Genomic DNA, 20,779 nt, shown 5'->3' with positions numbered 1-20,779 from the left:
AGTTGATGACGCTCTTTCAATCAGGGTGGCTATTTTGTCATAAAAAATAGTTACATTATAACTATTTTTATAGGTAGGGAGGCGTAGTTAGCTGCATTGTCCTCTCGTGGTTGGTTCTGGGCTGAGCCTGCGAGCAAAACCGTGAAAAACGGACAAAGCAGTTGGTCAGATGGTGGGCATAGGGTAGGGTATAGGTAGGTGATTACCTCCGTAACAATAATAAAACCGCATGGAGAGCGTTATGTCGGATCGTTTTATTCTAACCGGTGGAATGATTTGCGACGGCACCGGTCAGGACGCCTTTCAGGGTGAGCTGCTGGTTGAAAACGGAGTGATTCAACAGGTACAACGGGGCATCACCGCTCCGAAAGATAGTACTCCCAGGATAGACTGCCATGGTCTTGTTGTGGCTCCGGGCTTTATTGATATCAACTCAAACATGGATTTTTATGCCGGTTTCGGCGGTGCGGTTTATTTTGAAGGCTTTACCCGGCAGGGAGTCACCAGCTTTGTCACCGGGCAGGGAGGATACAGCCCGTTTCCGATTGCAGCTAACAGCTCACACCAGCCATTACTGAATCAACCACCCTTTGATATAGGACAGATTGAACAACCAGCAGGTGGCCTGCGGCAGTTTCAACATTATCTCAGTCCGGACATTCATCACCAGCTGATTCCTCTGGCGGGACATGGTAGCTGTCGTTTATCTATTGCCGGTTATGACAATCGTCCCCTGAACGGGAAAGAGCGCCAACAGTTGCTGGGTCTGCTGGAAGAATCCCTTCAGGATGGTGCAGCAGGTCTGTCTATTGGATTAGGTGAGCGTCCCGGAATGTTTGCCACAAAGGAAGAGTTGCTGGCTGTGGCTCAGCTCGCCCAGCGATACGACAGGCTGCTACGGGTGACTGGCCGGACACAGATGGCGTTGTCGGGTTATTACCCGCCCGTTTCCCTGAGGCGGCACAACCTGAAGGCGATTGATGAAATGGTGATGCTGGCTCGCCAGACCGGGGTAAAACTCCAGTGTTCACACCTTGCTTTTCTGGGGGGGCGGTCGTGGTACACCTTTGATACAGCCCTCGACAGTATTCATCAGGCCTGCGAACTCGGAGTGGATATCCAGTTTGATATTTCACCCCACAGTGTTGCAACCACGTCACTGATTAATCTGTTGCCTCAATGGTTTGTGGGGAACTGGCAGCAGATGATGGAATCCAGTGTGCAGCGATATCGGTTAAAACTGGCATTGGCCATGAACTTTTCCATGTCAGGATTCAGTTTCAATGATATAAGGCTGGTGTCGGCTGTTTCTGACCAGTATGAACAGTACGAAGGTGAGCGTCTGGATACGATTGCCAATGCAACCAGACAGAATCACTTTAATACGCTGCTGGATATTTTAAGTAAAAGTCATGGTCAGGCCCGGGTTATGGTTTACAAACGCTATGGCGCCGGCATGGTACAGCAGTTGATGGAGCATACCTGTTCACTGCTGGGTTCCGGAGCTGTACCTGAACCGCTTTCCGGTGTGCATAATCCATCGGCTGCGGCGGCGTTTCCCAGGTTCCTTCAAATTGCCCGCAATACCGGCGCACTGTCAATGGAGCATTGTGTGCGCAAAATGACGGGCGGGGTGGCTGATCGTGCCGGTGTGCGGGACAGGGGTTATCTGCTGGAAGGTAAACGGGCTGATATCACTGTGTTTAACTGGATGAGCCTGATGGACCTGACTGACTTTGCCGGTTATAACGCTCAGCCGGACGGTATCGAACAGGTCTATATTGGTGGTAAATGCCTGCTGAGAAACTCGCAACTGGTTTCGGCAAAAAGCGTTTCCAGTAGCGTGTGATACGGGTTCTTTTTCCCGGCAGATCGAGGTAAAGTGGCGCACCTTTTATTCCCTTCGGGGACGGTGTGATGAAATCAGCCTGTGACTCAAAACAGCCTTTCTGGCTGCAAAAAAACCTTGATGAAATGACCTCTCAGGAATGGGAATCCCTGTGCGACGGCTGTGGGCGTTGTTGTCTGAACAAGCTGGTGGATGAAGACGATAATATTCTGACCGTTGCCGTAGCGTGCAAACTGCTCGATCTGGACAGCGGCCTGTGTAAAAACTACAAACACCGTCGCAAGCATGTACCGGACTGTATTAAATTCACCCCTAAAACCCTGCACGAACATCTGAAGTGGCTGCCTGACAGCTGTGCCTATCGTTTGCTGTATGATGGTTATAGCCTGCCGGACTGGCATCCGCTGGTAACCGGAAACCCTGACTCAGTACACGACGCTGGATTTTCAGTTCGGAACAAAGGCTTTGTATCAGAAGACGATGTACCGGTAACACAATGGCACGATTATATTATTTGTACGGGCTGAATTGCCCGGCTACAGTGATTTATTCGAAAATCCTGACTTTTCTTGCAGTAAGGTCAGGATTTAAAAAGCCTTTGTAATAGAAAAACTCCTTTGTTGTCTTCTTCTCATAACTGACTGTATATAAAAGAACAAAAGGCATATTTTCGTTACTGTGCCGCCCTCTGTCATTCGTATTCCACCCAATAAACCGATGAGACTGATAAGCCCCCAGCTCATTGTCCAGCAGCGGAAGAAAGTGGTCTTTCTTATTACCGGTGGCGGTTAACACATGACGGTTCATCTGGATCATCAGGTTATCTTCCCTGGCGATGCCGTCAGCAAAGTAGTTGTTGACTTCCTGCTGGTAGAAATACTGCAAACTGACTGCTGCGGTAATCAGCCCTGTGGTAAAAATCAGTATTACGGTGATGCAGCGTGAGAGTAGTGAGAGTTTTCGGTTGCTGATCAGAACCCGCTTTTTGATGCCCATAGTATGCTCCTGTCATTAATCAGACATATCGGGCAAAACGGCGAAACAGTTAGCTGAAAAATTGACTCAGTAAGCGCTGGCTGGTCTGCTGTCAGAAGAGGTTTCCACGAAGCAGGCAATATGCTGGTATGCCGACTGGGGAAGTTTTTTTCTCTGATCCACTGGAATAATTCCAAAAGGGCAACAGGGTGACTACCCTTAATTAAAGGTCGAATTAATCGAGCCGAAACATTCAGCAGGCACTGCTTTCAGTGGTTGGCTGATGACACTCAATGATCGAGGATGAGAAAATGAAGACAAGGATGTCTGGTAACAAGGGTTTTACCCTTATCGAATTGATGATCGTTGTGGCGATCATCGGTATTCTGGCTGCGGTGGCGATTCCGCAATATCAGAACTACACACGTAACGCGACGGTGAATGCTGCTTTGACGGAAGCAAACCAGTATAAAACCGCCGTTGGTATTTGTGCGCAAACTAACGCGATTGCTGCCTGTGTTGCTGGTTTTGGCCCTGTTCCTACACCTGCTGCGAATAACAGAGTTACTGGCGTTGGCGCAAACGGTGTGATTACAGTGGTTCCTGGTGGTTCATACGGTGCGTCTTCCTTGACACTTACACCAAGCAATGACGGCACAGTCTGGAGTTTGACTTGCACGACGGATGGTGCTGATACAGCTGATTTGTGTACTAATGATGAAATAGCAAATCATCCTGACTTGGATAGAGTGCTATGATGAACTCTGCCTGATTTGTAGCTTTTTGAGTATTTTAATCAGCGCCTGATTCTCCGAAACTGTAATCCAAATTGTGTAAACGCTCGTCGTTAAAACTCCAAAGAGGAGAATAACTATGAGCGTTGACATCAATCCGGAACTCGTCGAAAAACTTGCCAGCCAGATCAAGACCCAAGATGATCTGGCTGAGCTTAGTCGCCAGCTCCTGAAGCTCTCGATGTATCTCACAGCCTGATTTCCAAAGTCACAGATGCCGTTATTGAGGAAGTGCAGAGCTGGCAAAACTGTCCTTTGGAAAGGCATTAAGCAGCGTAAGATTTTTTCATCTACACAAAATTAATTACAGGCTCAGTTTTACTTCTGCACCATAGCCCCCTCTGGGTGCTTTCATCATACCACCTGCTTTGCAGGTGGTTCTGATAATAAATATCAGATGCTAATTCGATATTGTGCTGGTCTTAAATTAGACGTCTGCTGTAATTGTTCTAGTATTGTTAGGTCTTTTCTGTTCAGTCATCAAACAGCTTTTGTTTGGCAAAGTTAATCAGAATATGTTTTCCCGAATCGAAGAATCTTTAGCGCTTCTCCTGACAGCTGACTTCGATCTGAATTACTTTAGAAAGGTGTATTTTTTATGGATACCATTCGCATCACAGCAGCCTTTATGGCAGCTCACCTCTGTCTCAGTGCCCATGCTGCTGTAACGGAAACGAATTCAATTTCAGAGTTAACCCGTCAGAGATGTCAGGCAAATGAGTACGACAAGTGGTTTACTATCAGTCCCGGTGATAATCTGGCTGATAGTGTGAAAACAATTAATCAATTGCTATCGCCATCAGTGTCAACAACAGCCCCCCCGAGCCAACTGGTTAAAAATACAACAGACAAGAATGTCACTATAACCCCAACACCCAACTCAAACACTACTGCCATACCTGCCAGCCCCGTCACTCCGACCATTAGTACAACCACACTCCAGAGAAAAAGCAGAGTATTAATAATCCTCCCAGCATCCGATATCCCTTATGTAATGAATAGCAAACTCGCTATCAACGGCTCATCACTTGGAATATGCAGCCCCAGAAGCAGCGGAGCTATGGGAATTAATGACAAAAAGCCAGCCACTATCAGGTTGTCTGCCCCTGGTGCGGAACCGGGTGATGATTTCTCACTCTTTTTTGTTTCCCAGGGTGGAAAGCTATTTATTCATGGTGTTTTCATCAATGCACTGGAAAGAGCTGAATACGCACCAATCGTCCAGCTACTGTCCGACAGCGAGGCAACTATTGAAGGGTCTGATATTATCCTGACACCGTCATACGACATTGACGTAAACAGCTCAATCGTTGATATCGCATGGAAAGGCCTCGCTCCGGTTCTCTCATTGAAGAACTCCAGGTTTTATAATGGCGTTAAACGTGGAAATATTGTGAGGGCTCGCCCTCAGGTCTTCCGGCTTGCACAAAGACGTCCCGAAGTGCGTGTTGAGGGCTCGGTGATGTATGTGACGGAAGGCAACAGCTACCTGAACACAGTCCGGACCTCGCTGATTCTTACCGGGCACAAGCAAAGGACTTCACTCACATTTGCAGAGTACACTGCGTCTTTGAAACAGCTCAGAAACAACCCTTTATCCCTGTTTACTGATAAGGATATGCTGGCGGCTACAACCTCATCTCCGAACATGTACACCAATTCCAGTTCTGGAGCGATCATGTACGCCAACACCAGTTCTACAGCGATAATGTCTAAAGGTTATACGTCCCCATATAACACAAGCACGATGCCTCAAACGACACCAACGAGCGGCGGTGCGCCTTTGTATAATTCGCTTATGTTCCTGGCAAGCCTTGCGTTACTGACTCAGTAAGCCTTATTTCAGCAAGTGTCTGTACCCTGACAGTTTTACTGCCTGGTTTGCAGCTGTTTAAATATTCTGATCAGCGCCTGATTCTCCGGCCTCTGTAAATAATGCCTGAGCTGCCGAATGGTGGCTCCCCCAACGTCTGCGGCTACCTGAAGCTGTTCGTCTTTTGCCTGAAGCAGCTGGTCCCAGTCAGAAAATGCTTTTCCAAGCTTTGCGGAACGGGCTTTGCCAATTTCCGGAATGCCCAGCGCTCGAATCTGCTGCCCGAAAGGCAGGGAGCCTGTGAGTTCAATGGCAGAACGAAAATAACCACTTTGCTCCTCGCTGTTGCCCGCTTTCTGTAGCTGTTCCCTGCTGAGTGTTAATACGTCAGCCAGTGTTTTTACTTGTCCACTATTAACCAGATGATGGATAACAGGCTCATCCAGCCCCGGCAAGTCCAGTCGTTTACTGAGCCACTGAATCCGGGCAATAAACTGTTCTTTACAGCCCGGAACCAGAGACAGGCAGGTGAATGGGCTGTATTGCTGTGAGTCGGGCAGAACCGGATGCTTTCGCTGTAAATCTCTCAGAACGACCTTATTGAAAGTGGGCGTGGCAGAACCTTTCAGGGCAATGGAAATCTGGTCGCCAATGGCAACGTCTTTGCCTTGCAGGTTATTCAGACTGCCCAGAGAAACTCTGGTGATGGTTTGTCCTCTTATCTCAACCGGCTCAAACACCGCGACCGGGGTGATAGTTCCGGTTCTGCCCACCTTGAATTCAATGTTCCGTACAGTCGTGACGGCTACATCGGGAGGGAATTTCCATGCCAGCGCCCAGTTCGGTATGAAGTTGGACGAACCCATTGCCAGCTGTTGAGCTGTGCTGTTGGCTTTCAGCACCACGCCATCCAGAAGAAAGGGTAAACGATCCGCCTGCTTTTGCAGCTGGTCGCGTTTTTTTATGGCCTCTTCAAGGCTTTTTACCGGCTCAGTAAATTGCGTGGGAAGGTAAAAGCCTATGGTGTAGAGCTGGTTAACGGTTTCAGATTCTGAGCTGGCCGCTGATGGCTGAAATAATGCCCACGGAAAAAAATCCAGCACTTCCAGCGAGCTGAGTTCCGGTGCGTTGCTGTGAATGATACCCGCTACAAAATGGCGGGCGCTGGAGTAGCGCCCTCGGTTATGAGTCTTATCATTCCAGCGATCAAGGCGGACAAACAGCTCACCATGTAAGACGATACGGGCGTAGGTGGCAGGCACTTCATCTGGAATCGCGGGGATGGCTTTTACCTTCGCAAGAATATTTTTACCCATCATGCCATCGCCACGGGTAGAGGCGGATACCAGTTTTCCATCCTGGTAAACCAGCTCAATGGCAATGCCATCAATTTTGGGTTGCAGTATCACGCCGGAGTGGTCGCTGGCGCGAAAAACCCGTTGCAGAAATTCGCTGATGTCATTATCAGACTCTGCCTTGCGAAGACTGCCCATGGAATAAACATGCTGGATATCTTTATCCGTACTCTTATCTAAAGCGTTATCAGGTGCCGGTCGCTCAGTCGTGCCGGTGTTCAGCTCAATGTTCGGAAAACAGTTTGACAGAACTTGCAGGCGTTTAGCCAGCGCATCAAACTCGTGGTCAGATAATACGGGCATCTGTTTGACGAAATAGAGCTGGTTGTGGTGCTGGATTTCCTGATTGAGCTGTTCAAGCTTCTGGCGAGCGTCCTGTTCAGGCCATTCAGGGCAGCTGGCTCGTTCTATAGAGAGTGCTGTAGAGGGCGCCATAAAGGATGTTGTAATGAAGAGAGCGATTAAGGGAATGAGCAATAACGAAGAAAAGCGTTGCATTACGACGACACCCGTTGAAGTTGCTGTTTAATTATCCGCCTGCCAGTAACTGCCTTAACTCTCGCTCAGCCTGCCTGTTTTCGGCTGCACGAAGCCCCTGTATAGCCCTGTCCTGTTTATCGATTTGTGCTTCCAGATTTTGAAGGGCTTTTTTTGTGGTTCTCTCTAGCTGTACGGCTTTGATAAAACGGTTTCTTGCTGCTGTAAACTTCATAGAACGCAGTGCGCTTTTGGGGTTTAGCCCTGCGTTTCTACTGATGGCATTAAACTGCCTGCCCGTTTTTTCTTTGAGCGCAGTGGCCCGGCTGACGGCATCGTTAAGAAGGGACCAGTTTTGATTCAGCTCCATCAATTGAAACTCGGCATTGTAAATCTGTTCCTGAACAGAGTCGGATTCCAGCAGAGGGAGAGAGGGTATTTTTGCCGTGGGGCTATTTTTGGGTGTTACAGGCGTTCGTATAGAAGCCAGCTCTGAAGCGTTTGCCTGGCGGATGCTTCGTGAATGGACCGGGGTGGGTTCAGGTTTCTTGTACTCAAGGCTGGCACTTTTGATATGACGATTGCCGGAGGCTTTGCTGACACTGCCAAAATGAAGGAAGCCTTTCAGGGCTTTTGCCGATTTTGCGGAAACCTGCTTAAACCAGTTTCCAGAGGTGTGTCCTGCGCCATTAACACTGTCAGTCATCGAATGCTTTCCTTCAGTCGTAGAAATCTGCGTATGACTTTTCGTTTATGATGTTAATGTATCGGTTGTGGAGGGAATAACTTGTAGGTTGGGGCGAGTGATAGTCACCGTGTTGGGTGTCACTTCGTTCGATCCAACCTACGCTGAGTCATTGATCAGGAAGGGTAACCGTCCGGGTTTTGGGACTGCCAGCGCCAGACATCGCTGACCATATCTTCCAGTACTTTTTCAGCTTTCCAGCCCAGCTCGCCCAGGGCTTTGTCCGGGTTGGCGTAACAGGCGGCAATATCACCTGCACGACGATCTGTGATGGCATAAGGCACTGCTTTGCCAGACGCCTTCTCAAAGGCTGCCACCATATCCAGTACGCTGTAGCCTTTACCCACGCCCAGGTTCCAGGCATTGGCCCCTTTGGTGGTGCGCAGTTTTTCAATGGCACGGACATGCCCGACAGACAGGTCAACTACGTGGATGTAATCGCGTACGCCGGTGCCGTCGTGAGTCGGGTAGTCGTTGCCAAAGACCCTCAGTTTTTCCAGCTTGCCAATTGCAACCTGAGACACGTAAGGCATCAGGTTGTTGGGGATATCGTTAGGGTCTTCACCGATCATGCCGGACGGATGGGCGCCAACCGGGTTGAAATAGCGCAGCAGGGCAATGCTCCACTCGTTATCCGACAGATACAGGTCACGCAGAATATCTTCCACCATCAGTTTGGAACGACCATAAGGGTTGGTGGCGGACAGCGGGAAATCTTCCATAATCGGCAGGCTGGCCGGATCGCCATAAACAGTGGCGGAAGAGCTGAATACGATACGCTTCACATTGGCTGTTTTCATGGCTTCGCAGAGAACCACGGTGCCATAAACATTGTTGTCGTAGTAATCGAGAGGGATTTCGCAGGATTCGCCCACGGCCTTCAGCCCGGCAAAGTGGATTACAGCTTCGAAATCGTGTTCACTGAACAATCGGTTCAGCAGGCTGCGGTCACGAATATCACCATTAACAAAAGTCAGGCTTTTGCCGGTGATCTCCTGAACCCGGCGCAGGGATTCTTCACTGCTATTGCTCAGGTTATCCAATACAACAATGTCGTAGTTGTCGTTTAGAAGCTCGACACAGGTGTGGCTGCCAATATAGCCAGCTCCGCCTGTTACCAGAATTTTGCTCATAATGGGTCACTCCCGGAGGTTGTCATTATTATGGCAATGCGACGTCATTGCCATTGTTTTGACGTACCTCTGTTTATAAATGTAGTTAGTCTGCTATTTCGGTCAGGCGCATGGACAGATCGACAGCCTCACAATGTTTGGTGAGGGCGCCAATGGAAATGTAATCTACGCCGGTAGCCGCGATGTGAGGCAGGGTATTTTCGGTGATGTTGCCTGACGCTTCCAGTTCAGGGCGATTACCTGTCAGAGTTTTGTTCAGCTCAACGGTTTGTTGCAGCAGGTCAAGAGCAAAGTTATCCAGCATAATGCGGTCTGCTCCGGCATCGCGGGCCTGATGGAATTCGTCGAGGTTTTCGACTTCTATTTCTACTGGCTTGCCGGGAGCCATGTCTTTGGCGGTTTCTACCGCCTGATGAATACCACCGCAGGCGGCAATATGATTTTCTTTGATCAGGAAAGCATCAAACAGTCCGGTACGATGGTTATGACAGCCACCCTGAGCAACGGCATACTTTTGTGCCAGACGCAGTCCCGGAAGGGTTTTGCGGGTATCCAGCAGTTTGACCTGTGTGTCTTTTAACAGGTTCAGGTAGTGGTGGCAGCGGGTGGCGGTGCCGGACAAAGTCTGCAGGAAGTTCATGGCAGCACGTTCACCGGTCAGCAGGCTTCGGGCAGAACCTGTAAGGGTGACCAGCAACTGGTCGGCCGCCACCTGTTCGCCTTCTTTGATATGCCATTCGATGGTGACTTCAGGATCGATCTGCCTGAACACTTCATCAAACCATGGGCGACCACAAATCACAGCCTGTTCGCGACAAATCAGGCGGGCAATCGCCTGCTGCTGCTCAGGAATCAGTGCGGCGGTAATGTCGCCGGTGCCAATGTCTTCATTCAGGGCGTGCCGGACATTGATGTTAATGGTGTCTTTCAGTTCAGGCGTCTTCATCGTGACCGCTTTTGGATCTTCTTAAAAAAGTGCGCTGCATTATAAGGGAATATCACTAAAGGGACACCTCGCTATGGCTTTTACTGGCAGACAGTCGTGTTTTTTGCCGCTCCAGTGGCAGGCTGATGGTGAATTGACTGCCCTGATTTATTACGGAATCGACCGTCAGGCTGCCCTGGTGGTGGGTTGTAATAATAAAATAGGAGACAGACAGTCCAAGCCCGGTGCCAACCCCGACATCCTTGGTGGTAAAGAACGGTTCGAAGATGCGCTTTCTGACACGGTCACTCATACCACAGCCGTTGTCTGAGAGAGAGATGACCGCCTGATCGTTTTCGTGCCGGGTTTTGATACGAATTCTTCCCGGCGCGGATTTATTCTGGCGCTGATTAATAGCATGAGCGGCATTTTTCAGCAGGTTCAGCAAAACCTGCTGCAATTCGCTGGCGATACAGGGAATTTCTGTTAACGCCGGATCAAGGTCGTAGTCCACCCGAATTTGCATAAAATCAAACTCGGATTGCCAGTTCAGGTCAGAAGCAGCGATATCGACGGTCTTTTCCAGTAACTCTTTCAGGTTGGCAGAGGACAGAACCGGTTCAGCCTGACGACTGAATTTCAGCATGTTTCTGACGATTTCCGAGGCTCTCAGACCCGCATCCTGAATATTATCGAGAAAGCGATTGATTCCCCGGTCTTCCAGGTAGGCATTCAGCTCGTTCAGGTCTACATGGTGTTGCTGTGCAGTGTGCTGGTTGGCGGGCAGGTCAACAGAGATTCTGCGACGTATATTCTGGGTACCCTGAATCACTGCACCCAGAGGGTTATTGATTTCGTGTGCCATGCCTGCGGCCAGCCCGCCAACCGTCATCATCTTTTCGGTCTGCACCATCACTTCTTCCAGCTTAAGCCTTTGAGTGATGTCGTCTATACGGATAACCGCTTCCGGATGTTCATCACCCGACAGCGGATAGATGATTAAATCCAGATAGCTGTCGTTGCCTGCAATAGCCACTGGCAGCTTTTCTAGCCTCTGGGTGCTTTGTTCTTTCAGCGTTGTTTCAATCTGTGGCTGGCAATGCTCAAGGAAGGGTAAGGCATTAACTATTGTCTGACCGATTACTGGCTGATGGCTATCTTCTGCGAGACGGGCCGCTTCGGCGTTACACTGCTGTATGACCAGCTGGTGATCCACCGTGATCAGCGCCGATGGCATGGAGTTGATAATATTGTTGAGGTATTCCTGAAACTGTTTCAGTCTGCGCTCAGCCTGCTGGCGCACTTTTATCTCATGTTCCAGCTCCTGATTATTGCGCTGCATTTCAGTTAACAGCTGTCGTTCATACTCTTTTTCTTCTTTGAGCTGCTGATCTCTGGTGGCGATGCGAGACAACATAACGTTAAACGCCTGTGACAGAGTACCGATTTCGTCATGGTGAAAGACACTGGCGCGGATACGGTAATCTTCATGTTTTGATACCTTGCCCGTTATACGAGTCAGGTGCAGGATGGGTTTGGTAATAAAACGACGAACATAATGGGTGATGGTCAGTGTGATCAGCAGGAAACTGACGACGATGACCATTCCGGCAACCCCCATAACACTGGTCGGGGCAAGGTCATGGTTGGAAAGCAAGTAGGCAGAAACCATGAAGGCACTGCTGGCGATCAGCCCAAGGGAAAAGGCTATGCCGATCAACAGGTGCAGGAGTTTGCTGCTGACGGTCAGTTTTGAGAAGTAGGCGTAGAGTGTTTGCATGGGCTTTGTCGTATTTTTTGTGGCCCGGGATAAAGAGCAAACTATCGTATTTGTACTTCCGTGACAAATTTACCAGCGAACGCCTTTTTGTGAGAGCCTGTCCATCAGCTGTTGGTGGGCAGGAAGTGTCAGGCCTTCTTTTTCAGCGACCCTGATCAGATAGCCGTTGATAAATGCCAGCTCGGTTCTGCGTTGCAGACGTGCATCCATGCAGGTTGAAGAGTGGTTGGCGGCTGTTAAACGGCAAACTTCGTATACCTTTTCGTGCAGGGACTCTGGCGTTGTCCGACCCAGTGTATTGCTGACATGAACAAATTCATCAGTCAGCTCATCCATCAGTGACTTTTTGTCATTGTCCAGCAATGCGCCATTCTGGCAGTCAAAAAGGGCAGTTAAGCCGTTGATGGCGCAGTTGACAGCCAGCTTTTGCCATAAAACATTCTTAATGTCTTTACTGGCGGTCATCTTCAGAGGAAAACCCTGAAACTGGCAGAGAAATTCTGTGGCCGACTGATGGTTAAAACAACCAATTTCTGTCAGTCCCTGCCCTGCGTGATGGACATGCAACGGTTCTCTGATCCAGGCTCCATCAGTGGTTGAGCCAATCCAGATGTTTTGTGTGGGAAAGGCTTTTGCGACCGCCTCCTGACTGCCCATACCATTTTGCAGTAGTAGCACATTGCCGTGTTTCGCCAGCACAGGCCTGATAGAGTTCATAGCGGTCAGTGCGTCACCCGCCTTGGTGCAGACAATAAGCTGGTGTATCGGTGTGGTTATCTCATCAGCGGTCATTACACTGACCGGGTGACGAGTTTCTGTTTTATCCAGATGGGTCAGGGTCAGTACTGCTGTGTTGTCTGTCTTTTTGTTTATGTAGTGTTCTCTGTTACGGACAATCATAACAGGAGAACATCCAGTGGCCAGATGAAGAGTTGCAGCCCAGAGGCAGCCGATACTTCCGGCTCCAAGAATATACCAGGGGTGTGATGACATCGTTTATTTGCAGGGTCAGATGAGTCAGTGGATTCAGGCGCTACAGTGTAACACAGGGCATCAGGGATTTTTTTGAACAATTTTTCTAAATGCTTTTTCTTAACGAGAGTATTTTGATTCCATGTCTATACTTGCTTGATGTTTCTGACACCTGAGGTATCTGGACTATGAGTCATGTTTATAAAATTCTTGAAGTTGTCGGCAGCTCCACCCTCAGCAGTGACGACGCTATTCGTAATGCCATAGCGACAGCAAGCGTCACGTTGAAAAACCTCAACTGGTACGAAGTGGTGGAACACAGGGGGCATATTAACGATGGGGAAATTGGTCATTTTCAGGTGACGGTGCGAATTGGATTCAGGCTGAATGATAAAGAGTAGGTTAACGTTCGGATAAACTCTTCTGGTCGAAAACAGCCCTGGCAGCTCCGGGGCTTACCTCTGACGCTTGCCTCGAAGACAGCGTTCCCTGACAATATGGGGTATTAATCTCTTTTATGTGGAATTCTTCATGCCTTCATTTGATATTGTTTCTGAAGTGGATCTGCACGAACTCAGCAATTCTGTAGACCAGTCAAACCGTGAACTGACCACCCGTTATGATTTTCGTGGTGTTGATGCAAGCTTTGAACAAAGTGGTGACACCCAGATCGTAATGACGTCTGACGCAGATTTCCAGCTGGTGCAAATGCTGGAAATGCTGAAAACTAAAATGGTTAAACGGGGCATCGACGTCAAATGTCTGGAAGTCAAAGACCATTACGGTTCCGGCAAACAGGTCAAGCAGGAAGTGACTGTACGCCAGGGACTGGATAAGGAACAGGCTAAAAAGATTGTGAAAATGATCAAGGATGCCAAACTCAAGGTTCAGCCGGCTATTCAGGGTGAACAGGTTCGTGTAACGGGTAAAAAACGGGATGACCTGCAACAGGTGATTGCCATGCTGCGGGAAGCTGATACCGAAATGCCGTTGCAGTACAATAACTTCCGTGATTAATTTACAGTTTTCTTTACAATTCTCGTAGCTTCAATAAAACCTGAAGCTATTATTGAGGAAAGGTTTTTCAACTCTTTCCTCAACTCTTTCCTCAACTCTTTTCTCAACTCTTTTCTCAATAAGAAATGATCTATCGACCACAATCAGTGGTGCTATTATTGATGACTTATATTAGCGAGGGTTATCCTTATTTTCGCGCTTATTAGAATATTCATTGAAAGAAGCTTGTGTGCGTTTACAAGAATTCCCTATCAATAAGTCTATGTTTTTAAGAACGGCTTCCTGCGTAACTTCCTTATCATCAGATGGGAAAAGGAGCTTTATTGTTTCTATTTTATAGTCAGAGTCTGTTTCAGGGTTATTAACAAATTTTTTAAAGTGCAACATGTTTTTTTTTGAATGACAGTAATTCTTATATTTTTCTCTACTTGCTTTTGATATAAAAAAACTTCCATCATATACACCAAAATCTAAACAGCGACTACTAAACATTTCGTATGGAATTTCCTCAATATAAAGTTCTCCCCTGTGTTTATTTTCATCAAAGATAAAATCATCTATATCATCGCTACTGATATGCTTTTTAGCAAGTTCTGCAATGGCCTGATATTGAAGAGTGTCAATATCCTTCTTTTTGCAAGGTTCTCCATCATCAAATAATTCATCAAAAACCGAAAGAGCAAACTCAGCTGTCGGAAAAAGCTCAGGATATTTTTCTTGTAGTTCGGTTGCTCCATTTAACGTTAACGTTCCCATGCCTCCAGCATCTCTGTTACAAATGATCAGTAGTTTACTATCACTTTCTTCTGGCTCTATGTGACTAAAGAGAGCGCGGGCAACATATTGGAAAAAATATCGACTATCCATCAGATCAGTAAAAATTTCTTCCAGATTATCGGAAGTCGTGCCGGAAAAAATTTGTTGTAAAAGAGCATTCTGTCTTTGATCTGAAACAAATGCTGCCAGAGCTTCTTCGGACTCTGACGGGTTCTGGTTTTCAGTATTTATTTTACGTTTGAAATCATAAATAGCTTTCCTGGTATCTTCTATTGTCTGAAATTGTTCGGGAAAACTCCCCATCAGCTCAGTAATTTGTACATCCTGATACTTTAAAATTAAATTTGCTACTGCCTGATATTCCAGTGTATGCGTGGTTTCGTTAAAATCATTCTGTTTTAATATCTGAAAGGCTGCAATAGCCACTTCTGTTGTTGCAAATAGTTCAGGGTTGTCAGCCTGCAGTTCTCTTGCTCCCTGCTCTGTCAGATTGCATGAGTTGAGGCAGTCGCTGGGGCCTATTAGTAGAAAGGTGCGGGTGTTCCCATTCGATATTACCGGCACGGTTTTTAAACGATATTCCGGGTTACTCGAATCATAGCTATTCGTAGAAGGAATTATGTCCCAGGAGGCATTGCTGTCTGAATCTTCTGAATCTTCGGAACTGGATGAACCATCAGAACTTTCGTCATCGTCGGTTTCACCATTTCGCCTCACGGGATAACTATTTTCAGAGGATGACCTTACGGGCAGGGAAATGCAAATGGACTTTGTATCTGGCTCTGCAAACTCAAGGTCTTCTTCAAAATTAAGGCTGTCATTAACAGGGGTTTTACCCTCTGTTTTCAAAGTTATCGGCAGGAAGTTTGTTACGACAACGACGTATTTTTTTAGTATTCCATTCCATTCTAATTGAACTAACTTATATTCTCTCTCATCTTCGGGGAGATTCTGGCGAAGTGGGGTGTCAGTTTCCTCTTCAGGGTTTTCTCCAAAATGGAAACCCAGATCATCATCAAAATCATCAGCGTGTTTCTCTGTCCGATTTTCGTTGGCCAACGTCTCAATATCATCATTAAGCAGTTTTGAATACGTCAGCATTTGCCAGGTAGATAAATGAGCTCCATTCATTTTTGGAGGAAGATTTCCCATAGAGGGAGGGAGTGGGATTTGTAAATTTCCGGCTAATAGGGTTCTGGAAAATAAAGAAAAAACCAAGAGCAAAAGACAAGTGACGTTTGTTTGCATGGTGACTTCTCTTGTTGATTAAAGCGATATTTCATTGACCTTTAATCATGACAGCACCGCAAACAGCACTTTTCTCAAGTTAGGTTGTGGCTGATTTGATGCTCTTCATGCTTTGCTGTTTCTCCCTAAACTCGCAGAGCATAGACTATGCAACGTAATTACTCAAAAACCAGTCTCTTCCAATATGAAATGAGTATTGTCAGAAAAATTTGTGTTGCTATAGCTCAGAAACGTCTTTTATTAATTTAATATCAGGCTGATTATCTATGCCTGTAGTTTCTTTTATAAAATTTTTGAATGGCGTTAGACCCAGAGGAATAAAATAATTCATTGTCTCTGTCGTATTCCACTGGTCCGGTGCGTAGCCTAATCCTACTACCATAGAGTTCTTATCCAGCAAAACTGCCCCTCTCTGAAATTCACGGCTTAATACCTGTCCGGAACCTTCAGGAATTGAGCATATTTTCCAGTTCAAGCCTCTGACAAAGGGGTTGCAGTTTGACTGATCCTTTATTCTGACCGAATGAAAATGCATATTTATTTCAGGAAGGCTTACAGCATTGTTTTGTTTCAGCCTCTCCAAATAATACACCGTCCACAAAGGGAGGCGATCTCCCAGTTCATCAAACCATGAGTGTTTTTTAAAAGACAAAGTGGGAAAGGGAGGATTAAGTGTTGATTCCAGTTTTAACAGAATAGGGTAAGAAGTATGGTATGTGCTCGGACGCCATACCTCTGAGACTGTAACCTGATCACCTTTTTTCTTCGATTCAGTTGAGAAGCGAAGCACTATTTTCTCCCAAGGTTCAAGTGATTCCTGATAAGACCGTCCCACAATCGTTTCTTTCCGGTACTGTTTTTTCGGTACACAGTCACTTGTAGTCAAAGCCCAGCTTTCATGAATAATAACAGCGTGGCAGCTTATTGGATTTTCATTAAAGTCAATGGTTTCGAGAAAAGCCAGCCAGTTGGATACACCTGCTTTTATAGCCTTCGTGCTGGTAGTCTCCGCCATTGAGTAGAATACCGGGAACAAAAGGGACGTAAACAGTACAGCTCTTATTGCTTGAATGTTGGGCACAGTGACTCCTTATGTTTATGGTTTTCTTGCATCTGCTGACGCCACTTTTAATTTCCACGCCAGCATTATCAGAACCAATGATGGAACCCCCATCAACGCTGTGGCAGTGAAAAACGAAGCATAGCCTATGGAGTCCACCAGTACGCCGGAAAAACCAGCCAGAAACTTTGGTAACAGCGCCATGACGGAACTGAACAATGCGTACTGAGTGGCAGAGTAACTGACGTTAGTCAGGCTCGACAGGTAAGCAATAAAGGCAGCCGTCGCTATGCCACCCGCCAGATTATCCAGCGAGATCACGGCGGTCAGCCATGTGATGTCGTGGCCTATACCGGCAAGAAAGGCGAACAGCAGGTTGGTTATTGCTGCCAGTAAACCACCGGCAAACAGAATCTTCATCACCCCGAAGCGCACCATCAGACCGCCGCCAATGGCTGCACCAACCAGCGTCATAATGACACCATAGACTTTTGAAATGGCAGCGACTTCCTGTTTGGTGTACCCCAGGTCGACATAAAACGAGTTTGCCATGATGCCCATCACCACATCGCAAATGCGGTAAGTGCTGATTAATCCCAGAACCAGAAGCGCATGCCAGCGGTAGCGAATCAGAAAGTCCAGGAAGGGACAGATAATGGCACCGTAGAGCCAGCCAGCGGTACGGACAATAAAACCGGGCAGGTGAGCGTTATCAGCCATCCACTGTTTAGCCCTGAGTTCCAGCTCCTGTCTGGGAGGCTCTGCCGGTTCATTGATAACCAGAGTCGTGATAATACCCACTCCCATACAGCAGGCCATGATGAGGTAAGCCATGCGCCAGGGGTACTGGTCATAGGTTCCTTCAGTCACGGTAAACGTTGCAGCGATGCTTAATACACCAGCCGTTGCAAGAATCATTGCCAGACGGTAACCCACCATGTAAGTGGCTGCCAGGGCAGCCTGAAGGTCTTTGTCGGCAGACTCAATACGATACGCGTCGATGACAATATCCTGAGTGGCAGAGCCAAAGGCGACCATGACGGCAAACAGCGCCATCGTCCACAGATCAAGGGCAGGGTCTGTGATCGCCATTCCCACCAGAGAACAGGCAATAACGATCTGGGATAGCAGTAGCCATGCGCGGCGACGACCCAGAAGGGTACTTAATATTGGCAGTGGCAGCCGGTCAACCAGTGGCGACCAGACCCACTTAAAGCCATAAGCCAGCCCTACCCAGCTGAAAAAGCCGATGGTTGAACGACTGACATCTGCCTCCCGCATCCAGAAAGACAGGCTCGAAAAGACCAGCAATATAGGAAGGCCTGCTGAAAAACCAAGGAAAAAAAGGGTAATAGCCCGGCGATGAAGGTAGACCGACAAAGTCTGCCGCCAGTTGGCGGAGAGCGTTTTCAGGTTTGTCATTGAGCTTTCCGGGGTTGTTAAGGTTTTATTTGGAAAAGAAAGTAACTATAGACATCTCTGTATTAATCGAGGTTCAAATTATTGCATCGGTTATTTATTGTTGAATTATTTGTTATGAAAATGCAATTTTTGCTCATGGCTGTTTTCGCTCATGGCTGTTTTCGCTCATGGCTGCTTTGATCGAAAAGAGAAGCTTTTCTAAAAGAACTGATGGGTAAAAAGCGAAAGAGCCACTTTCAAACCGGTGAAAATGGCTCACTGTTATCAGGGTGTCTGGTTTGTCTCCAGAAAGCGGTTTGCCATCCAGATCAGAACCAGTACGGGAGCCCCCAGCAGTGCACAGAAAATAAAGAAGTAGTTGTATCCAATTGCATCCACCATCACGCCGGAAAAACCTGCGACAAACTTGGGCAGCAGCAACATCATGGAGCTGAACAGGGCGTATTGGGTAGCCGAATACTGAACATTGGTCAGGCTCGACATCCAGGCAATAAAGGCTGATGTCGCAATGCCGGCAGCCAGGTTGTCTGCTGAAACCACCAGGGCAAGCCAGTAAACGTTATTGCCCACCAGACTCATAATGGCGAACAGGGCATTGGTAACGGCAGTGGCAATCGCCCCGGTAAACAGCATTTTCATCACGCCAAAGCGCATGGTCAGCGTTCCGCCAAGAGTGACACCGACCAGCGTCATAATGACGCCAAAGATTTTGGTGACGGTGGCGACCTCATTCTTGGTAAAACCCAGATCGACATAGAAGGGGTTTGCCATGATGCCCATAACAATGTCTGAGATTCGATAAGTGCTGATCAGGGCGAGTAACAGCAGGGCGTGCCAGCGATAACGGCGGAAAAAGTCTGAAAAGGGGCAAACCACTGCGCCATAAAACCAGCCTGCCAGCCTGACCAGCGGTGTTGGCAGGTGAGCCTTTTGCGCCATCCATTGGGTGACTCTCTGTTCCTGCTTTGGGGTTTCGAGTTTAACCTCCGGCTCGCGGGTGACTAATGTGGTGATGATACCAACCGCCATAAAGCCCCCCATAAACAGGTAAGCAACCATCCATGCGGACTGCTGGTAGCCGGTACTGTCTCCTGCTGCCCAGGCGGCTATCGCCAGAGTGCCTGCACCTGCGACCATCATCGCCAGACGGTAGCCAAACATATAAGTAGCCGCCAGAGCCGCCTGCAGACGTTCTTCAGCGGCTTCAATACGGAAGGCATCAATGATGATATCCTGCGTTGCCGAGCTGAAAGCCACCAGTACGGCAAAAAGTGCCATTCTGGTCAGGTCCCGGGTTGGGTCTGTGAAGGCCATGCCCAGCAGCCCGGCGACAATGGCGATCTGGCTGAACAGCAGCCATGAACGACGACGACCTAATAATTGACTGAGCAGTGGTAAAGGCATCCGGTCAACCAGTGGCGACCAGACCCACTTGACACTGTAGGCCAGCCCTATCCAGCTGAAGAAGCCAATGGTGGCACGACTCACGTCGGCTTCCCTTAACCAGAATGACAGGCTGGAGAACAGCAACATCAGTGGCAGGCCCGCAGAAAAGCCCATAAAGAAAAGCGTGAGAGCGCGGGGATGGCGATAGACTTTCATGGCGTCCCACCATGAAGTCAATCGTGTTTTTGAAGGTACAACAGGCATAGAGGCTCTATTTTATTGATTCAGGCTGCCCAGCAAAAACTGCTGCCATTTTTTTCTGTCAGAGTCTGACAGCTTGTTAAGGGTATCCTGACAGATAATGGCCATTGCCTGAAGTATGGTTTCGGGTGGGTAGTCCAGATTTTCCAGCTGACGAATGATTTCAATGGCCAGCGTCATTTCTTCAGGCAGGTTGTTCATAGCTATTCCCGTACATAGTTATTCTCCGTTCCATCCATAGCTATTCAGGCTGATTTTACCGGCGATAAAGGTTACGCCTTCCTGTTCCAGTAGCCCCTTTTGTTCATTATATTTCACACTGTCTTCCGGAAAAGAAATGCGTCCTTTGCAGTTAATCACCCGGTGCCAGGGCAGTCCGGAACCTTTGGGGAGCTGTTTCAGAATACTACCAACGACTCTGGCATAACCCGGTGCTCCCGCCATTCTGGCCAGCTGACCATAAGTGACGACTTTGCCTTCAGGCACCTGGCTGAGGACGAGCCAGATATCGGTATGACTGAATGGTGCTTGCAAGGCGTTCTCCATTAAAAATACCAGAGAATAACCTAAAACTTCTGTAGAGTTCATTAGCATTTCTCAGTCAGCCCCCTGATTGTCAGCATCAGAGCCTGACTGGTAGCGCAGGCAAAGAGAGACTTTATAAGGGTTAGCCGCTGGTAAATTGTCTTGAGTAATACCGCTATTTTATGGAATTCTTACGCGTTTTTGATAGCCAGAAAAGCTTGTTATTCCCATCGTTGCAGAGGTTTTTTCAAGGTATTCATGAAGC

Annotated in this window: 19 protein-coding genes; 6 read left to right on the top strand and 13 right to left on the bottom strand. The window is 47.8% G+C overall.

From position 1 onward, the window contains the following. The first annotated feature begins 241 nt into the window (after positions 1–241). Together NX722_RS17470 and NX722_RS17465 are read left to right on the top strand one after the other, a co-directional pair. Positions 242–1,849 (top strand): amidohydrolase family protein, encoded by a 1,608-nt coding sequence (locus tag NX722_RS17470; RefSeq protein WP_262564122.1) that lies wholly within the window; start codon positions 242–244, stop codon positions 1,847–1,849. A gap of 68 nt (positions 1,850–1,917) precedes the next feature. Continuing rightward, positions 1,918–2,376 (top strand): YcgN family cysteine cluster protein, encoded by a 459-nt coding sequence (locus NX722_RS17465; RefSeq protein ID WP_262564121.1) that lies wholly within the window; start codon positions 1,918–1,920, stop codon positions 2,374–2,376. Positions 2,377–2,395: 19 nt separating this feature from the next. On the opposite strand, the gene NX722_RS17460 is transcribed toward NX722_RS17465, so the two are convergent. Next, positions 2,396–2,845 carry a hypothetical protein gene (locus NX722_RS17460; RefSeq protein WP_262564120.1) on the bottom strand — a complete coding sequence of 150 codons (450 nt, stop codon included), beginning with the start codon at positions 2,843–2,845 and terminating at the stop codon, positions 2,396–2,398. 272 nt (positions 2,846–3,117) lie between these two features. On the opposite strand from NX722_RS17460, the gene NX722_RS28925 reads away from it, so the two are divergent. Further along, positions 3,118–3,582 (top strand): pilin, encoded by a 465-nt coding sequence (locus tag NX722_RS28925; RefSeq protein WP_407648005.1) that lies wholly within the window; start codon positions 3,118–3,120, stop codon positions 3,580–3,582. A 634-nt stretch (positions 3,583–4,216) separates the two neighbouring features. After that, on the top strand, positions 4,217–5,452 hold the full coding sequence (locus NX722_RS17445; RefSeq protein ID WP_262564119.1) for a hypothetical protein: 1,236 nt from the start codon (positions 4,217–4,219) through the stop codon (positions 5,450–5,452). Between the two features lie 35 nt (positions 5,453–5,487). On the opposite strand, the gene NX722_RS17440 is transcribed toward NX722_RS17445, so the two are convergent. The 6 genes from NX722_RS17440 to NX722_RS17415 form a co-directional block, all read right to left on the bottom strand. Beyond that, the gene (locus tag NX722_RS17440) at positions 5,488–7,284 is read right to left on the bottom strand and encodes a helix-hairpin-helix domain-containing protein (RefSeq protein ID WP_262564118.1); all 1,797 of its coding nucleotides are present in this window, start codon (positions 7,282–7,284) and stop codon (positions 5,488–5,490) included. A 31-nt stretch (positions 7,285–7,315) separates the two neighbouring features. After that, a complete protein-coding gene (locus tag NX722_RS17435; RefSeq protein WP_262564117.1) occupies positions 7,316–7,969 on the bottom strand; it encodes a hypothetical protein in 654 nt (217 codons plus the stop codon). Positions 7,970–8,124: 155 nt separating this feature from the next. Next, positions 8,125–9,141 (bottom strand): UDP-glucose 4-epimerase GalE, encoded by a 1,017-nt coding sequence (galE, locus tag NX722_RS17430; protein WP_262564116.1) that lies wholly within the window; start codon positions 9,139–9,141, stop codon positions 8,125–8,127. Between the two features lie 85 nt (positions 9,142–9,226). Next, positions 9,227–10,087: a carboxylating nicotinate-nucleotide diphosphorylase gene (nadC, locus tag NX722_RS17425; RefSeq protein ID WP_262564115.1), complete on the bottom strand. Its 861-nt coding sequence runs from the start codon at positions 10,085–10,087 to the stop codon at positions 9,227–9,229. A gap of 55 nt (positions 10,088–10,142) precedes the next feature. Further along, complete coding sequence (locus NX722_RS17420; RefSeq protein WP_262564114.1) at positions 10,143–11,846, bottom strand: ATP-binding protein; 1,704 nt, start codon at positions 11,844–11,846, stop codon at positions 10,143–10,145. Between the two features lie 69 nt (positions 11,847–11,915). Beyond that, entirely contained in the window at positions 11,916–12,839 is a 924-nt protein-coding gene (locus NX722_RS17415; RefSeq protein WP_262564113.1) for a ketopantoate reductase family protein, read from the bottom strand. A gap of 167 nt (positions 12,840–13,006) precedes the next feature. Here NX722_RS17415 and NX722_RS17410 point away from each other — a divergent pair, with 167 nt between their 5' ends. Together NX722_RS17410 and NX722_RS17405 are read left to right on the top strand one after the other, a co-directional pair. Next, positions 13,007–13,219 carry a dodecin gene (locus tag NX722_RS17410; RefSeq protein WP_262564112.1) on the top strand — a complete coding sequence of 71 codons (213 nt, stop codon included), beginning with the start codon at positions 13,007–13,009 and terminating at the stop codon, positions 13,217–13,219. A gap of 130 nt (positions 13,220–13,349) precedes the next feature. Then, positions 13,350–13,835 carry a YajQ family cyclic di-GMP-binding protein gene (locus NX722_RS17405; protein WP_262564111.1) on the top strand — a complete coding sequence of 162 codons (486 nt, stop codon included), beginning with the start codon at positions 13,350–13,352 and terminating at the stop codon, positions 13,833–13,835. A gap of 171 nt (positions 13,836–14,006) precedes the next feature. Here NX722_RS17405 and NX722_RS17400 read toward each other — a convergent pair whose 3' ends face one another. The 6 genes from NX722_RS17400 to NX722_RS17375 form a co-directional block, all read right to left on the bottom strand. Then, a complete protein-coding gene (locus NX722_RS17400) occupies positions 14,007–15,860 on the bottom strand; it encodes a hypothetical protein (RefSeq protein ID WP_262564109.1) in 1,854 nt (617 codons plus the stop codon). Between the two features lie 217 nt (positions 15,861–16,077). Further along, on the bottom strand, positions 16,078–16,941 hold the full coding sequence (locus tag NX722_RS17395; protein ID WP_262564108.1) for a hypothetical protein: 864 nt from the start codon (positions 16,939–16,941) through the stop codon (positions 16,078–16,080). A 15-nt stretch (positions 16,942–16,956) separates the two neighbouring features. Continuing rightward, a complete protein-coding gene (locus NX722_RS17390) occupies positions 16,957–18,342 on the bottom strand; it encodes an AmpG family muropeptide MFS transporter (RefSeq protein WP_262564107.1) in 1,386 nt (461 codons plus the stop codon). Between the two features lie 264 nt (positions 18,343–18,606). Then, complete coding sequence (locus tag NX722_RS17385; protein WP_262564105.1) at positions 18,607–19,944, bottom strand: AmpG family muropeptide MFS transporter; 1,338 nt, start codon at positions 19,942–19,944, stop codon at positions 18,607–18,609. 60 nt (positions 19,945–20,004) lie between these two features. Continuing rightward, a complete protein-coding gene (locus NX722_RS17380; RefSeq protein ID WP_262564103.1) occupies positions 20,005–20,190 on the bottom strand; it encodes a DUF2496 domain-containing protein in 186 nt (61 codons plus the stop codon). An 18-nt stretch (positions 20,191–20,208) separates the two neighbouring features. Beyond that, positions 20,209–20,577 carry an MGMT family protein gene (locus NX722_RS17375; RefSeq protein ID WP_322740936.1) on the bottom strand — a complete coding sequence of 123 codons (369 nt, stop codon included), beginning with the start codon at positions 20,575–20,577 and terminating at the stop codon, positions 20,209–20,211. Positions 20,578–20,779 lie beyond the last annotated feature (202 nt).

The sequence above is a fragment of the Endozoicomonas gorgoniicola genome (assembly GCF_025562715.2).
Lineage (GTDB): Bacteria > Pseudomonadota > Gammaproteobacteria > Pseudomonadales > Endozoicomonadaceae > Endozoicomonas_A > Endozoicomonas_A gorgoniicola.
Note: the sequence above shows the minus strand (reverse complement) of the source record. Positions and strands in the feature narration are given on the sequence as shown.

Coding starts and splice junctions, on each gene's coding strand:
- NX722_RS17470 (WP_262564122.1), top strand. CDS start 242: ATGTCGGATCGTTTTATTCTAACCGGTGGAATGATTTGCGACGGCACC.
- NX722_RS17465 (WP_262564121.1), top strand. CDS start 1,918: ATGAAATCAGCCTGTGACTCAAAACAGCCTTTCTGGCTGCAAAAAAAC.
- NX722_RS17460 (WP_262564120.1), bottom strand. CDS start 2,845: ATGGGCATCAAAAAGCGGGTTCTGATCAGCAACCGAAAACTCTCACTA.
- NX722_RS28925 (WP_407648005.1), top strand. CDS start 3,118: ATGATCGAGGATGAGAAAATGAAGACAAGGATGTCTGGTAACAAGGGT.
- NX722_RS17445 (WP_262564119.1), top strand. CDS start 4,217: ATGGATACCATTCGCATCACAGCAGCCTTTATGGCAGCTCACCTCTGT.
- NX722_RS17440 (WP_262564118.1), bottom strand. CDS start 7,284: ATGCAACGCTTTTCTTCGTTATTGCTCATTCCCTTAATCGCTCTCTTC.
- NX722_RS17435 (WP_262564117.1), bottom strand. CDS start 7,969: ATGACTGACAGTGTTAATGGCGCAGGACACACCTCTGGAAACTGGTTT.
- galE (WP_262564116.1), bottom strand. CDS start 9,141: ATGAGCAAAATTCTGGTAACAGGCGGAGCTGGCTATATTGGCAGCCAC.
- nadC (WP_262564115.1), bottom strand. CDS start 10,087: ATGAAGACGCCTGAACTGAAAGACACCATTAACATCAATGTCCGGCAC.
- NX722_RS17420 (WP_262564114.1), bottom strand. CDS start 11,846: ATGCAAACACTCTACGCCTACTTCTCAAAACTGACCGTCAGCAGCAAA.
- NX722_RS17415 (WP_262564113.1), bottom strand. CDS start 12,839: ATGTCATCACACCCCTGGTATATTCTTGGAGCCGGAAGTATCGGCTGC.
- NX722_RS17410 (WP_262564112.1), top strand. CDS start 13,007: ATGAGTCATGTTTATAAAATTCTTGAAGTTGTCGGCAGCTCCACCCTC.
- NX722_RS17405 (WP_262564111.1), top strand. CDS start 13,350: ATGCCTTCATTTGATATTGTTTCTGAAGTGGATCTGCACGAACTCAGC.
- NX722_RS17400 (WP_262564109.1), bottom strand. CDS start 15,860: ATGCAAACAAACGTCACTTGTCTTTTGCTCTTGGTTTTTTCTTTATTT.
- NX722_RS17390 (WP_262564107.1), bottom strand. CDS start 18,342: ATGACAAACCTGAAAACGCTCTCCGCCAACTGGCGGCAGACTTTGTCG.
- NX722_RS17385 (WP_262564105.1), bottom strand. CDS start 19,944: ATGAAAGTCTATCGCCATCCCCGCGCTCTCACGCTTTTCTTTATGGGC.
- NX722_RS17380 (WP_262564103.1), bottom strand. CDS start 20,190: ATGAACAACCTGCCTGAAGAAATGACGCTGGCCATTGAAATCATTCGT.
- NX722_RS17375 (WP_322740936.1), bottom strand. CDS start 20,577: ATGAACTCTACAGAAGTTTTAGGTTATTCTCTGGTATTTTTAATGGAG.